Annotated in this window: 10 protein-coding genes; 8 read left to right on the forward strand and 2 right to left on the reverse strand. The window is 40.5% G+C overall.

Translation table 11 applies throughout. The annotated features are described in order from the left end of the window. Positions 1-2 precede the first annotated feature (2 nt). From ACULLG_RS10180 to ACULLG_RS10195, 4 genes are all read left to right on the forward strand, one after another. On the forward strand, positions 3-4,415 hold the full coding sequence (locus tag ACULLG_RS10180; protein WP_452127965.1) for a translocation/assembly module TamB domain-containing protein: 4,413 nt from the start codon (positions 3-5) through the stop codon (positions 4,413-4,415). A 140-nt stretch (positions 4,416-4,555) separates the two neighbouring features. Beyond that, positions 4,556-5,542, forward strand: a complete 987-nt coding sequence (gene pfkA / locus ACULLG_RS10185) for a 6-phosphofructokinase (protein ID WP_452126684.1) — start codon at positions 4,556-4,558, stop codon at positions 5,540-5,542. Between the two features lie 20 nt (positions 5,543-5,562). Beyond that, a complete protein-coding gene (gene gap / locus ACULLG_RS10190) occupies positions 5,563-6,564 on the forward strand; it encodes a type I glyceraldehyde-3-phosphate dehydrogenase (protein WP_452126685.1) in 1,002 nt (333 codons plus the stop codon). 71 nt (positions 6,565-6,635) lie between these two features. Next, a complete protein-coding gene (locus ACULLG_RS10195; protein ID WP_452126686.1) occupies positions 6,636-7,487 on the forward strand; it encodes an N-acetylglucosamine kinase in 852 nt (283 codons plus the stop codon). Here ACULLG_RS10195 and ACULLG_RS10200 read toward each other — a convergent pair. Next, a complete protein-coding gene (locus tag ACULLG_RS10200) occupies positions 7,480-7,860 on the reverse strand; it encodes a RidA family protein (RefSeq protein ID WP_452126687.1) in 381 nt (126 codons plus the stop codon). The two genes, ACULLG_RS10195 and ACULLG_RS10200, sit on opposite strands and share 8 nt — an antisense overlap. Before the next feature lie 26 nt (positions 7,861-7,886). Next, positions 7,887-10,532 carry a putative LPS assembly protein LptD gene (locus tag ACULLG_RS10205; protein WP_452126688.1) on the reverse strand — a complete coding sequence of 882 codons (2,646 nt, stop codon included), beginning with the start codon at positions 10,530-10,532 and terminating at the stop codon, positions 7,887-7,889. A 181-nt stretch (positions 10,533-10,713) separates the two neighbouring features. On the opposite strand from ACULLG_RS10205, the gene ACULLG_RS10210 reads away from it, so the two are divergent. From ACULLG_RS10210 to ACULLG_RS10225, 4 genes are all read left to right on the forward strand, one after another. Beyond that, positions 10,714-11,922 (forward strand): N-acetylmuramoyl-L-alanine amidase family protein, encoded by a 1,209-nt coding sequence (locus tag ACULLG_RS10210; RefSeq protein ID WP_452126689.1) that lies wholly within the window; start codon positions 10,714-10,716, stop codon positions 11,920-11,922. 67 nt (positions 11,923-11,989) lie between these two features. Beyond that, positions 11,990-12,955, forward strand: coding sequence for an MlaD family protein (locus ACULLG_RS10215; RefSeq protein WP_452126690.1), 966 nt, complete (start codon positions 11,990-11,992; stop codon positions 12,953-12,955). Positions 12,956-12,958: 3 nt separating this feature from the next. After that, the gene (locus ACULLG_RS10220; RefSeq protein ID WP_452126691.1) at positions 12,959-14,281 is read left to right on the forward strand and encodes a 4Fe-4S dicluster domain-containing protein; all 1,323 of its coding nucleotides are present in this window, start codon (positions 12,959-12,961) and stop codon (positions 14,279-14,281) included. Positions 14,282-14,291: 10 nt separating this feature from the next. Further along, positions 14,292-15,077 (forward strand): (Fe-S)-binding protein, encoded by a 786-nt coding sequence (locus ACULLG_RS10225; protein ID WP_452126692.1) that lies wholly within the window; start codon positions 14,292-14,294, stop codon positions 15,075-15,077.

Raw genomic sequence — 15,077 nt, forward strand, 5'->3', positions numbered from 1 at the left:
TCATGGTCTTGGGCTCACTCATACTTTCCTTGCCCATTGTGCAAACGAAGATGGCCAAATATGCAACGGAATCCCTTAACGAAGAGTTTGGCACCAATATCAATATAGACCGTTTGGGATTGTCCCTTTTCAATTTGAACACTGGAATCAAGGGCATTTACGTTGAGGATTATAAAAAAGATACCTTGGTGTATATCCGAAAACTTTCCACTTCCATTTTAAATATTCGAAATATGGTAAATGGAAAAATGGAATTTGGCGATATAGATGTAGAGGGGCTGTTCTTCAATTTAAAAACATACGAAGGAGAACGCGATACCAATCTTGATGTGTTTGTGGACAAATTGGACGATGGAAAACCCCGGGCACCGGGGACACCGCCATTTTTTATGTCTTCGGATGAAATTTTGATTTCTGAAGGTAGATTTCGACTTTCTGATGAAAACTTGGAAACCGTCGAGACCTTGAATTTTACCAACATGGAGGTGCTGGCGACCGATTTCCAGATTTTGGGCCCGGACGTTTCCTTAAACATCCAAGACCTTTCCTTAATGAGCAAAAGGGGCCTGGCATTGGAAAAGCTTTCCACCAATTTTAAATACACCAAACAACAAATGCGTTTTGATGCACTAAGAATCAAAACGAAAGAATCGGAATTGAAGGGCGATATGACCTTTAACTACAACCGGGAGGATTTGGCCGAATTTGTGGATCGCGTTCAGATTGAAGCGGATTTTGATGAATCGACCATAGCCTTGAATGAAATAAACAGTTTTTACAACGAATTTGGAAAGGACAAACAAGTATCTCTTTCTGGTAGTTTCAACGGGGTGTTGAATCAACTTAAAGTGACAAACCTATTTATTCAATCCGAGAATACTGGAATCCGAGGAGATTTTGAGTTTGACAATATGCTCAGTAAGGAAGCCCCGTTCATTATGCGTGCCAATATGAAGAACCTTACGTCCAGCTATTATCAATTAAGGTCCATACTTCCCAATATTTTAGGTAAAAATATTCCATCTTCTTTTCAAAAACTTGGGCAGTTTACCATTCGTGGTGATGCGGAGGTCACTGAAACTTCGTTGGATGTCCAGATCAATTTAAATACGGATATCGGAAGTAGCTACACCGATCTGCAAATGACCAATATACACACCATTGATGATGCCTCTTATATTGGTTTTATCTCGCTCATCGATTTTAATTTGGGAAGTTTTGTCGAAGATGACCAGTTGGGCCTGGCAACATTGGATGTAAATGTGGAAGGAAAAGGTTTTATTTCGGAATATCTGAACACCGAGGTCATAGGGGAAGTGTACAAACTGGAGTACAATGATTATATGTACAATAACCTTAGGGTTTCCGGAATATTGAAAGATCAGCTCTTTGATGGATCGTTGGTAAGCAGGGATGAAAATTTCAAATTCGATTTTAAAGGATTGGCAGATTTTGGGGCGGATGAGAACAAATTCAACTTTATTGCCTCTGTAGACCATGCAAATTTAAAAGAACTTAATTTCATCAACGACAGTGTTTCTATTTTTAAGGGGAATTTGAACATGGATATTGAAGGAAGTACTTTAGATAACATTATCGGTCAGGTGCGATTTTCAAATACCACATACCAGAATAAAAATCAAACCTATTATTTTGAGGATTTTGCGGTTTCTTCATCATTTGACCAGGATACCACAAGAACAATCGAGATTAACTCTCCGGATATCATCACGGGATATGCAAAAGGGAAATTTAAAATCAACGAATTGGGGAGGCTTGTCCAAAATTCGGTCGGAAGTATTTATACCAATTACAAACCCTATGAAATTTCAGAGGGGCAAAAATTGAGCTTTAATTTCAAGATTTACAACAAAATTGTGGATGTGTTCTTTCCGGAGGTGATTTTTGGCCCCAACACTTTTATTCGAGGGGATATTGTTTCTGACGAAGGCGATTTTAAACTCACTTTTAAATCTCCCGGGATAAAGGCATATGGCAACGCGTTTGACAATATCGAACTCAAAATTGACAACAAGAACCCACTCTTCAACACTTTTGTATCGGTAGAAGATATGTCTACCATCTATTACGATGTAAAGGATTTTAACCTCATCAATACCACTTTGAAAGATACCCTGTTCTTTAGAACAGAGTTCAAAGGGGGTAGAGGATACGATGACAGGTACAATCTAAACTTCTACCACACCTTTAACAGAGAGAACAAATCTGTAATCGGACTTAAAAAATCCGATATCAACTTCAAGGGCAATACGTGGGTGTTGAACAAGGATGCCAATAATAAGAACAAGGTGATTATCAATAGGACCTTGGACAGTATCCGTATTGAAGATGTGGTCATGGACAATGAAAATAGGGAACAGATTCGTTTACGTGGAGAATTGGCGGACTCGACCTATAAAGATTTGGACCTCCAATTTAAGATTGTGTCCTTGAACAAAATTACACCCGTGGTGGATAGTTTAAAACTGGATGGCTCCGTGGATGGTTTTCTCAACATTTTGCAGAAGGACGGAAAATACCTGCCTACCTCAAGCTTGAACATTTCAGATTTTAGCGTAAACAATAGGCGTTTGGGAGATTTGGAAATTGGAATTTTTGGAAACAACGACCTATCACAATTTGGCGTGAGTACTTGGTTGAACCAAAATGGCCTTGAAAAAATGAGCGTCAATGGTAAAGTGACCAATATCAATAATAAACGGGAACTGGATCTGGCGGTAAACTTTACCGATTTTGATTTGGAACCGTTTAGTCCATTGGGTGAAGATGTCATATCCAACATTCGGGGCAAGTTGGGCGGATTTGCAAAGATTACAGGTCCTGTGACCAACCCATCCATTAACGGAACACTCAGTTTAAACGAAGCGGGTATCGGTATTCCCTACCTAAATGTTGACTACAATTTTGCCCCTTACTCCCGGGTTCGCCTTTTTGACCAGACCTTTTATTTTGAGGAAGTTGATCTTTCCGATGTTGTGGAGGGGACAACCGCAACTTTGGATGGCACAATCAATCATACCGGGTTTGACGATTGGTCGCTGGATCTGGATGTGGACACCAAGGATAACCGTTTTATGATTCTGAATACGGAGTTCGAGGAAGAAGCATTGTATTATGGAAAAGGATTCATAAATGGAACAGGAAGTATTTATGGCCCAACAGATGCGCTGAACATTTCAGTAGATGCAACAACCGCTCGGGGTACATCCTTAAAAATACCTTTGAGTGACGTTACCAGTGTAGGGGACTATTCCTTTATTAATTTCGTAGAAAAAGGAACCTCACAATCTTTTAACGAAGAACGGACCCTACAGGACTATCAAGGATTGGAAATGGCTTTTGACTTAGCAGTAACCCCAGAAGCGGAAGTGGAAATTGTTGTGGACCAAAATACCGGCAGCTCCTTAAAGGGAACAGGGGAAGGAATTCTGTTGATAGAGATTAATACTAATGGCAAATTCAATATGTATGGCGAGTTTGTTGCCGTTACAGGCGAGTACAACTTTAGATACGGAGGGGTTATCGATAAAAAGTTCCAAGTACGACCCGGAGGTACAATTCTTTGGGAAAGAGACCCATTGGCTGCGCAGTTGAATTTAGAAGCGGTTTATGCTCTCAATGCCAATCCAGCACCTCTTTTGGATAATCCAGGTTATCAAAGTAGAATTCCTACCGAAGTGGTGGTTCATTTAGAAGGCGAGCTGGAAAGTCCGACCATTAATTTTGATATTGATTTCCCAGGAGCAAACTCGGTGATTCAATCAGAGATTGAGTATCGACTTCAGGATCCAACCATAAAAGAACGAAATGCCTTTTTCTTGTTGGCCCAGGGTACTTTTGTGAACGAACAGACTGGAATTAACCAACAGGCCGTTACGGGTAACCTTATTCAAACAGCGTCAGGACTGCTCAATCAAATTTTAGCTGGAGATAATGATAAATTCAATTTGGGTGTTTCCTATGAGCAAGGGTACAATGATCCAAATGCGGATATTTTAACCGAAGATAGGATTGGAGTAACCGTTTCCACACAAATTTCGGACAGGGTTTTGGTAAATGGTAGAGTAGGAGTTCCAGTTGGTGGAGTATCGGAGACCGTGGTGGCCGGTGACGTAGAAGTTCAGGTCTTGTTGAACGAAGAAGGTACCTTAAGCGCTAAAATATTTAACCGTGAAAATCAAGTCCAACAATTTTTGGCTGAAAGGCAAGGGTATACCCAGGGTGTTGGTCTTTCATACCAAGTTGATTTTAACAGCTTTAAAGAATTGATGCAGCGGGTATTCAAAAAACGAAAAAAAGAACCGATTTCACCAAAAATTGAACAGTCTACTGAAATTATGGGAAAAGATAGCCTCATACGATTTGTCCCCAAGAAAAACACTATCAAAAAATAGCCTTTTCTAAATTACGATTTTGATAATTTTTGCACATGTTTTTTACGAAAACGTTTGCGAAACCCCTTGAAAATAAATTAGTTAATAAGTCATTCGTAAATTAAATAAAGTTTCCTAGTTTTGGGCTCTTAAAATTTTGAATGGCGACAGAAATCAAGAAAATAGCAGTGTTCACATCAGGAGGAGATTCTCCAGGAATGAACGCAGGAATACGCTCCGTTGTACGTACATGTGCCTATCTGAATATTGAGTGTGTAGGTATCTATAGAGGGTATCAAGGAATGATTGAAGGGGACTTTAAGCCCATGGATGCGCGTAGCGTAAACAACATTATAAATAAAGGTGGAACAATTCTCAAATCTGCCCGTTGCGAAGAGTTCAGAACTGCCGAAGGACGAAAAAAAGCCCATGACCAATTGGTGAAGGAAGGAATAGATGCTTTTGTGGTTATCGGTGGAAATGGAAGTTTTACAGGAGCCTTGTTGTTCAATGAGGAATATAACTTTCCAATAATGGGTATACCTGGAACCATTGATAATGATATTTTAGGATCTACCTATACCATTGGTTTCGATACAGCAATCAACACAGTGGTGGAGGTTATCGATAAAATACGGGATACTGCAAGCTCACACAATCGACTTTTCTTTGTGGAAGTAATGGGTCGTGATGTAGGGCATATTGCGTTAAATGCAGGAGTAGGAGCAGGTGCGGAGGAAATATTGATTCCAGAGCAAAACTTAGGGTTGGAAAGACTGCTAGATTCACTTAAGCGTAGTAAAAAGTCTGGAAAGTCTTCAAGTATTGTAATCGTTGCCGAAGGCGATAAAATTGGAAAGAATGTTTTTGAACTTAAAGAATATGTCGAAGAGCATTTACCAATTTATGATGTAAGAGTATCCGTTCTTGGCCATATGCAAAGAGGCGGAAACCCAACTTGTTTTGATAGGGTTTTGGCCAGTAGAATGGGAGTGAAGGCTGTAGAAAGTCTTTTGGAAGGTAAATCAAACTATATGGTGGGAATTAGAGATAACAATCTCATTCTTACCCCAATTGCAGAAGCCATTAAGGCTCATACAGAAGTTGACGAAGAACTCATTCGAGTTTCAGATATAATGACTACATAATAGAAACCAAATACAGTAAAATGTCAAATTTAAAAATAGGAATTAACGGATTCGGTAGAATAGGAAGATTGGTGTTTAGATCCACCTTTGAAAGGGATGATGTAGATGTTGTCGCAATCAATGATTTGTTGGACGTGGAGCACCTTGCGTACCTTTTGGAGTATGACTCGGTCCACGGAAGGTTTAAAGGAACTGTGGAAATCAAGGATGGTAATTTAGTGGTGAACGGTAAAACAGTTCGTATCACCGCCGAACGTGACCCCAAAAATTTGAAATGGGATGAGGTTGGAGCTGATATCGTTGCAGAATGTACAGGAATCTTCACCACTTTGGAAACCGCTCAGTACCATATAGACGGGGGAGCTAAAAAAGTGGTTATTTCTGCACCTTCAAAAGATGCTCCGATGTTTGTAATGGGGGTTAACCATAATGAAGTAAAAGCATCTGATACCATTGTATCCAATGCATCATGTACAACCAATTGCCTTGCGCCAATGGCAAAAGTACTGAATGATAAGTTTGGAATTGAAGAAGGTCTTATGACCACCGTCCATGCTACAACAGCTACTCAAATGACTGTTGACGGGCCATCTAGAAAAGATTATAGAGGAGGACGAAGTGCCCTTATGAATATCATTCCAGCCTCAACAGGTGCAGCAAAGGCAGTGACAAAGGTTATTCCAGAACTTGAGGGTAAACTTACAGGAATGGCCTTTAGGGTACCTACGGCCGATGTTTCTGTTGTGGATTTGACCGTGAGATTGGAGAAGGACACTTCGTATGAAGAAATCAAGAAAGCGTTCAAAGATGCTTCCGAAGGGGATTTGAAAGGTATTTTGGGTTACACGGATGAGGCCGTGGTTTCCCAGGATTTCGTTTCCGACCCTCGAACCAGTATTATTGATGCAGGAGCGGGAATGGAATTGAATTCCAAATTTTTCAAGGTAGTCTCTTGGTACGATAATGAAACTGGTTATTCAAACAAATTGGTCGACTTGGCACAGCACGTAGCAAGCCTATAATTTATTATCTTACAAATGAAGCCATGGAGAGGGTGTTGTTCCTCTCCAGGCTCCAACCTAAAACTTGATTTATGATATTGATTGTGGACAGTGGGGCGACCAAATCTGACTGGATTGCACTTAATGATAATGGAGATCAATTATTTCTTACCCAAACCCTGGGATTAAGTCCAGAGGTACTTACAAGGGAAGTTATCGAAGATCGTTTAGCAAACAATTTTGAGCTTTCCAAGAATAAGGATGAGGTAAATCAGCTATACTTTTATGGTGCCGGATGTGGTACTGATCGCATGAAAAAGTTTTTAAAGGCAATCTTTAAAGATTTTTTTCCGAATGCCAAGGCTGAGGTGAGGGAGGATACCTTTGCCGCTATTTATTCCACCACACAAATTGGTCACCAAGGAATTGTTTGTATTCTTGGAACTGGGTCCAATTGCAGCTATTATGATGGTCATCAGCTTTTTCAAAAAGTTACCTCATTGGGCTATATTTTGATGGATGATGGAAGTGGTAATTTCTTTGGAAGAAAATTGCTTCGCGATTACTATTTTCACAAAATGCCACAAGATTTAGGAATAAAGTTCGCCAAGGAGTACAACCTTGACGCCGATGTAATCAAGGAAAACCTGTATAAACAGCCCAACCCGAATACCTATTTGGCCACCTTTGCACGGTTTATTATTGAACACAAAGAACACCCTTACTGCAAAGGGGTAATAGACAAAGGTTTGCAACAGTTTGTGAACAACTATATTATGCAGTTTGAATTGGCCACTAAGGTCCCCATTAGTTTTGTTGGCAGCATTGCCTATTTCCTAAGGGAAGAACTGGCAACGGTACTGGAACGCAACGACCTTATTCTGGGTGTTATTCGCCAACGACCCATCGAGGGCTTGGTCGAATTCCACAAGAAAACTATTTAATAGCGATCATGGAAATTTCCACGTTGACAAACTTGGGGAGATTTGCTACTTCAACTGTTTCTCTTGCCGGAGCTGTGTCGGCATTAAAATAGCTGCCGTAAACTTCATTGATCTGAGAAAATTGGTGCATATCCTTAATGAAAATAGAGGTTTTCACCACATTTTCGAAAGTCATCCCTGCTTCTTCTAGGATTGCTTTCAAATTTTCCATGGACTGCCGGGTTTCTTTTTTAATATCCCCTTCGACCAACGAACCCGTCGACGGGTTAATGGGAATCTGCCCCGAGATATAAAGCGTATCCTTGATAAGCACTGCTTGGTTATAAGGTCCAATGGGGGCCGGAGCTTTTGGTGTATTTATTATTTTTTTCATAATAGAAAAGGTACGGATTAAATAAACTATCTTCTAAACGGTTGACTACGATTTTCCCATTTAAGGTCGCTAAGAAGTGAACTTTTTATTCCTATAAAAAAGTACCACCGCTCAAATCGGCCAAATGGGGTCCAGTCAAAACTAAGCCTGAAACTGTCCAAATCCCTTTTAAATGCAAAGCGGGTATCGGTAAAGCCCTTATTCTTAAAATCATATCCAGAGTTAAAACCAACTGACCATTTAGGGGTGAGATCAATATTGCCCGAAAACATCAGGGAATGGTTGGTGATTTCCCGTTGTCGGTTATTGTTATTGTATGAAGCCACATAAGTAAGCCGCATATCCCAAGGTGTTTTGTTGGTATACAGCTCATTTTCTACTTCCTCATCATCGTTGTTTCTGCTTCCCCTACTGAAGAAATCATCATCGTCCCGAGAACCTTTTAACTCGAAGGGATTATCTCCATAATTTGGATCTTGGGAATCGGAATCCTGGTCTTTTTTCTGCCCGCCTTTCTGAAACATTTCACTGTTCAAGGAAAAACCTGTGTTTAAACGGGCCGATGTGAGTCGGACCAGACCACCTCCGTTGTTAACGTTAAAAGTATTTATACGTCGGCCATTGTTGTCAATGGCATAAGGGTCAAAACTAGCGGCAAAATTGATTGGAACATTTTTAATGATCTCCGTAGCACCGCTAAGGTTTATCGGGCTTAGTTTTAAGGAATCAGCTTCAAAATTATAGCTGGCATTTAGGGAGAGATTGCTTAAAATGCTCACCTTTTTGGGTTCGGTTGCTGTTGAATCCTTATCCCGGACTTTTGCCTCAAGCGTATTTTGTAACGAAAAGCTCAGGGAGTTACTCTTCCCCAGTGATGGTCGACCGTAAATACTGGTTTCAAAAGGCGTATACTGAACATCATTTCCATTACCATCAACATAAGAATCATAAAACTGTTCAAAAGAAGGTGCGTAGGAATAGCTTATCGATGGTCGCATAACATGTCGTATTGCCTGAATTTTTTTATCCTCTCCAAAATTTAAGGTCCCATATAGGGTGGTTCCTATACTTGCCCCAAGATTATATCGATTGAAACGGTCAAAACCTGGAATGGTGTCTGTTACCACTGCTTGCGTATCTTCATCAAACCTTCTGCGTACCGTTTCCAAGGTCCAAACGTCCTCGTAACTACCATTTAAGGACACACTCATATACTTGGCCACCTTGAAGTTTGTGCTTAATGGAATACGATGCCTAGCACCAATTTTGGCATCTTCGAACATCTTACTTGTAAAAAAGTCCTCTTCGGTGGTGGTGATGCTGTTTTGGGCGTTTACATCATATTGAAAATTGATGTTTTGAAAGATTCCTTTTTTTATCCCATCCCTTTTGGCAAACGGAAAAATACGCTCCATACTGGCTTGCAGTGTTGGAAGGGACATACTTATGGCCTGGGTACGGGAGTTTTGGGTATGCGTGAGCGTTAAACTCGCATTTACCGATGGGTAGGCCGGAAATGTCTTTGTGTAGCTTATGGAAGAGGCAAAGGTATTGGTCTGTGAATTATTTCGGTTTACCTGATTCAATGAATTGGTAAAGAACTGACTGCTTCCGAGGTTTACCGATGCCGAAAAACGGGAATACGGATTTGACTTTGGATCTTGGGTATGCTGTATTCGAATATTGTAATTGCTGGTACGACTAAAATCATCAAAACCTTTTTGGCTTTGAATCAAATTTTCATAATTGAAATTTACATTGCCCCTGAATTTGTAGCGTTTGGTATAAACGGATTGTCCCCTGAACCCATAACTACCATTGGTATAGAAGTCACCTGTGAGGCTTAAATCCACATAATCGCTAATAGGGAGATAATATCCACCATTTTGAAGAAAGTATCCCCTTTGGGGATCATTTCCAAAAGTAGGGAACAACAATCCGGCAACCCTTCCTTGTGACAACGGAAAATAGGCAAAGGGCAATGCAATGGGTGTGGGCACATCAACAATATAAATATTACTGAATCCGGCAATAATTTTCTTTTTGGGAACAAATTTGGCCTTTCTAACCCTAATATAATAATCTGGATCAATGGTGTCCTTTGAAGTAGTTAGCTTTCCTTCACTTAAAAAATAGACCGAATCGTTCTCTTTTTTGGTGATTTCGGCATACACCTTCATAGCATCGGCACCTCCAAACTGACCCAGTCCAGCCTGTTGTTCTGTTCTTGAATTCCAAATAAGGGCTTTTTGGGTATCAAAATTAAATCGGATGGAATCTGGCCGAACCTCATTGTCACCCTGTTTAAAAAAGGGCAATTGGGAGTATACTCCGGTGGAATCTTTCAATCTTCCGGCATACACCTCATTTTTAATGTAATCCATAACGATCACACCAGCTTTTAACTCAGTATCCTGATAATAAATTTCGGCCTCGTTATATAAATATATTTTATTGTCCTTTTGACTAAGCTTGACATAATCCTTGGCCTTGTACTGGATCTTATCCAGCAGTAGAGGTTGTTTTCCCTGTACGGTATCTGCTTGAACGGAATCACGCGCAATGGAGTCGTTTAGGATGTTAGAAGGCAGTAATGGAGCGGTAATGGTATCTTCGACCACTTTAATAGGCAAAGGCTTGATTAGATCCTCTTGGGCCGCAAGTTTTGCCATACCGCCAAGGAAAATAAATAGGAATACTAAAAGATGTTTGTTTGCTTGCAACGCGATAAATCCTATTTTTGTGGTAGTTTGGCTCAGTTTTTGGGATCAAACTTACATATATTTTTTGTTCCGATTATTGGGGATTACAATATTTTTAACCTTAAAGGAATACCATAATTACGCAGTTCTTATGAAAAAAAGTCAGTTAGGTTTTTTAATTCTTCTAATCGCGGTCCTACCCCTGACTTCGTTTACCAAAAATGATACCGTAATACCTCCCAAAGATAAGTTTGTGGTGGTATTGGATGCCGGCCATGGAGGTCATGACCCCGGCAACCTTGGAAATGGGTATCTTGAAAAGAATATTGCACTTGCCATTGTATTGAGGGCTGGTGCCGAATTGGAGAAAAATCCAAACATCAAAGTGGTGTACACCCGAAAGGACGACACCTTTGTTAATTTATTTCGAAGAGGTGAAATCGCAAACCAGTCCAAAGCGGACCTTTTTGTGTCCGTTCATTGTGATTCCCATGGTTCGGATGCGCACGGGGCTGGCACCTTTGTCTTGGGACTACATGCCAATCAACAAAACTTTGAGGTCGCCAAAAAGGAAAACTCCGTAATCTATTTAGAGGATAATTACGAACAGAAATATGCCGAATATGACATTAATTCCCCGGAGTCGGTCATAGGGCTCACCATCATGCAGGAAGAATTTTTGGAACAGAGCATTTTGTTGGGGAAGAAGTTGCAGGACAATTTTACCAAGCAATTAAGAAGAAAGGACAGAAAGGTGAAGCAGGCCGGTTTTATCGTTTTACATCAAACTTTTATGCCCAGCGTGTTGGTGGAAGCCGGTTTTTTGACCAATAAAAATGAAGGCACTTATTTAAATTCCAAAAAAGGACAGAGTGAAATGGGCAAGGCGATTGCAAATGCCATTATTTCCTATAAAGAGGATATTGCCCTAGGGTTTGAGACAAATAATACTCCCGTTGTAATTGAAGATTCTTCGGGTGCATTGCATACCACAACAAAAGAAGAGCAAAGCAAACCAGAGAAAGAAGTCAAGCCGGTTGATGCGGTAAACACAAAAGTAACGTCCAACACAAAACAGGTTGAATCTGCTAATCCTACTGCAAAAAGTGATGTGGTTTTTAAAGTGCAACTAATGGCAAGTGCGAAGAACATTGCTCTTACAGGTTCAAATTTTAGAGGTTTGGACATGTTGTCGAAAGAACCCTATAAGAACCTGTATCGATATATGTATGGCAATGCCAGCACTTATAGTGATGCCAAACGATTGAAATCAAGGGCGGATGCCAAAGGATACACTACATCTTATATTGTGGCCTATAAAAATGGAACGCGGGTGTCGTTGAAACAGGTTCTGAAATAGGAATAAATTACATAGCTTCTTTGTTAAAAATATTCCTAATTTTGTTAGGAACAGAAAACAGAATCTTTTGAAACTATCAAGGGAAGTTAAGACTGGGATTATTGTACTTACTGGAATCCTGGCATTTATTTTTGGCCTGAGTTACCTGAAATCATCTTCTTTGTTTGAAAATCATAAAACATTGCACGCGGTCTATGACCATGTTGGGGGTATTCAATCCGGAACGCAGGTGACCATCAACGGAGTAGTGGTAGGCAATGTCACAGGAATTAAGATCAAGAATGATAAGTTTCAATCGGTTGTGACACTTTCTATTGATGACAAGTACAATTTCTCCATAAATAGTAGGGCTGAAATTTATGATACAGGGATTATAGGGGGCAAAGGTGTACAGATCATTCCTGTTTTTGACAGTGCACCCATGGTCAAGTCGGGCGATACATTACAATCCAGCACAAAACCGGGTATCACGGCATTGGTCCAGGAAAAGTTGACCCCATTGCAGTTGAAAGTTGAAGGCGCTGTATCACATGCAGATTCACTATTGATCAATGTAAATGATGTGTTGGATGATCGTACCCGGGTGGAACTTCGACAAAGTATTGCGGGATTAAATGCATTGATTGGCTCTTTCAGGTCAAGTGCCGATAAATTAAATACCTTATTGGAATCGAACAAAGGACAATTGGACCGTTCTTTAAAGAACGTGGATAAAATTACCTCAAATTTTTCCCAACTTTCAGACTCTTTGGCAAATTCTGGTTTGGCAACAACTGTGGCCGACTTCCAGAAAACAGTAACCCGGTTAAACAATGTATTGGGTAAAATTGAACAAGGTGAAGGATCATTGGGCAAGTTGGCCAATGATGAAAAACTTTATGAAAATTTGACAGAGGCCTCTAAACAGTTGGATCTTTTGCTACAAGATTTCAGACTTAACCCAAAACGATATGTGAATGTTTCGGTCTTTGGAAAAAAACAAAAAGATTACGAGCTTCCAGAAAACGATCCAGCAGAACAAACCCAAGATTAATTTATGGAATACCTGCCCAATATTCTTTTTGTCATTGCCCTTATTGTAGGTATAGGTTTTTTTACCAAAAACATCAAAAAATTGTCTAGAAACATCAAACTTGGAAAAGATGTGGATGTTAGCGACAACAAACCGCTACGTTGGAAAAATATGGCCCGTATAGCTTTGGGGCAGACCAAAATGGTTGTTCGACCGATAGCAGGGCTCATGCATATTCTTGTTTATGTTGGGTTTATCATTATCAATATAGAAGTGCTGGAAATTATTATCGATGGTGTACTGGGAACACACCGCATATTTGCCCCGTTGGGCACATTATATGATTTTTTGATAGGTTCCTTTGAAATACTGGCGCTTTTGGTAATTATTGCGGTAGTTGTCTTTTGGATTAGACGAAATATCATCAAGTTGCAACGTTTTGTCAAACCCGAAATGAAGGGCTGGCCTGAGAAGGACGGTAACATGATTCTATATATAGAATTTGTATTGATGCTGTTGTTTTTGACCATGAACGCGGCAGATTTTCAATTACAACAGTTAAACGCACCGCATTATACCAAAGCAGGAGCGTTTCCCATAAGTCAGTTATTATTGCCCATTTTTGATGGAATGTCCGTTTCGTCCCTCATTTTGGTGGAAAGAACGGCTTGGTGGCTGCATATTTTGGGAATTTTGGCCTTTCTCAATTACCTATACTACTCCAAACACCTTCATATCCTTTTGGCTTTCCCAAACACCTATTATGGAAAGGTAAAGCCCCAGGGGCAGTTCAATAACCTCGAAGCAGTGACCAATGAGGTAAAATTAATGATGGACCCTTCGGCCGACCCATATGCCGCTCCTGCTGAAGATGCTCCCGAACCTGAAAAATTTGGAGCCTCCGACGTAATGGACCTGAATTGGGTACAACTGTTAAATGCCTACACCTGCACAGAATGTGGTCGATGTACTTCGGAATGTCCGGCAAACCAAACAGGAAAGAAACTATCGCCCCGAAAAATAATGATGGATACCCGTGACCGGTTGGAGGAAGTGGGCAAGAATATCGATGCCAATAATGGAGAGTTCGTTCCAGATGGGAAGCAGCTTTTGAACGATTATATATCCAAAGAGGAACTTTGGGCGTGCACAACATGCAATGCGTGTGTGCAAGCATGTCCGGTAAGTATTGATCCTTTATCCATAATCGTGGAAATGCGACGTTACTTGGTGATGGAAGAGTCCGCCGCACCAACGGAATTGAACAATATGATGTCCAATATAGAAAACAACGGAGCCCCATGGCCCTACAACCAAATGGACCGTTTAAACTGGGTTAACGAATAAAAATCTTGCTATGAGTGAAGAACTTAAGGTGAAAACCATGGAAGAATTTATGGCCCAAGGCACGCAGCCCGAAATTTTGTTTTGGGTAGGTTCTGCTGGAAGTTATGATGATAGGGCCAAAAAGATTTCGAGGGCCTTTGTGAAAATATTGAATCAGGCCAATGTGGAATTCGCAGTGCTGGGTCCTGAAGAAAGCTGTACCGGTGATGTGGCAAAACGCGCAGGAAATGAGTTTTTGTTCCAGATGCAGGCAATGATGAATATTGAGGTGCTCAACGGATATGAGATCAGGCGTATTGTTACTTGCGACCCACATTCCTTTAACACACTCAAAAATGAATACCCTGGTCTAGGCGGAAATTATGACGTGGTGCACCATACCCAATACATCAAAGAATTATTGGACAATGGACGCCTGTCACTGAAAGGAGAATTCTATAAAGCAAAACGAATCACCTTTCATGACCCTTGCTATTTAGGAAGGGCCAACTCGGTCTTTGATGCCCCTCGGGACGTATTGAAGAAAACCAATGCGGACATTGTTGAGATGAAAAGACATAAAAAAACTGCATTGTGCTGCGGTGCGGGTGGTGCACAAATGTTCAAGGAACCGGAAAAAGGAGATATGGATATCAATGTACTTCGTACCAAAGATGCTTTCGAGACCAACGCCAGCATAATTGCAACCGGTTGTCCATACTGCAACACCATGATGACAGACGGAATTAAGGCGCACGAAAAAGAGAAAAATGTCACTGTTTTGGATGTGGCCGAACTTATTGCAAATTCTATTTAA

Source organism: Flagellimonas sp. 2504JD1-5 (genome assembly GCF_053618295.1).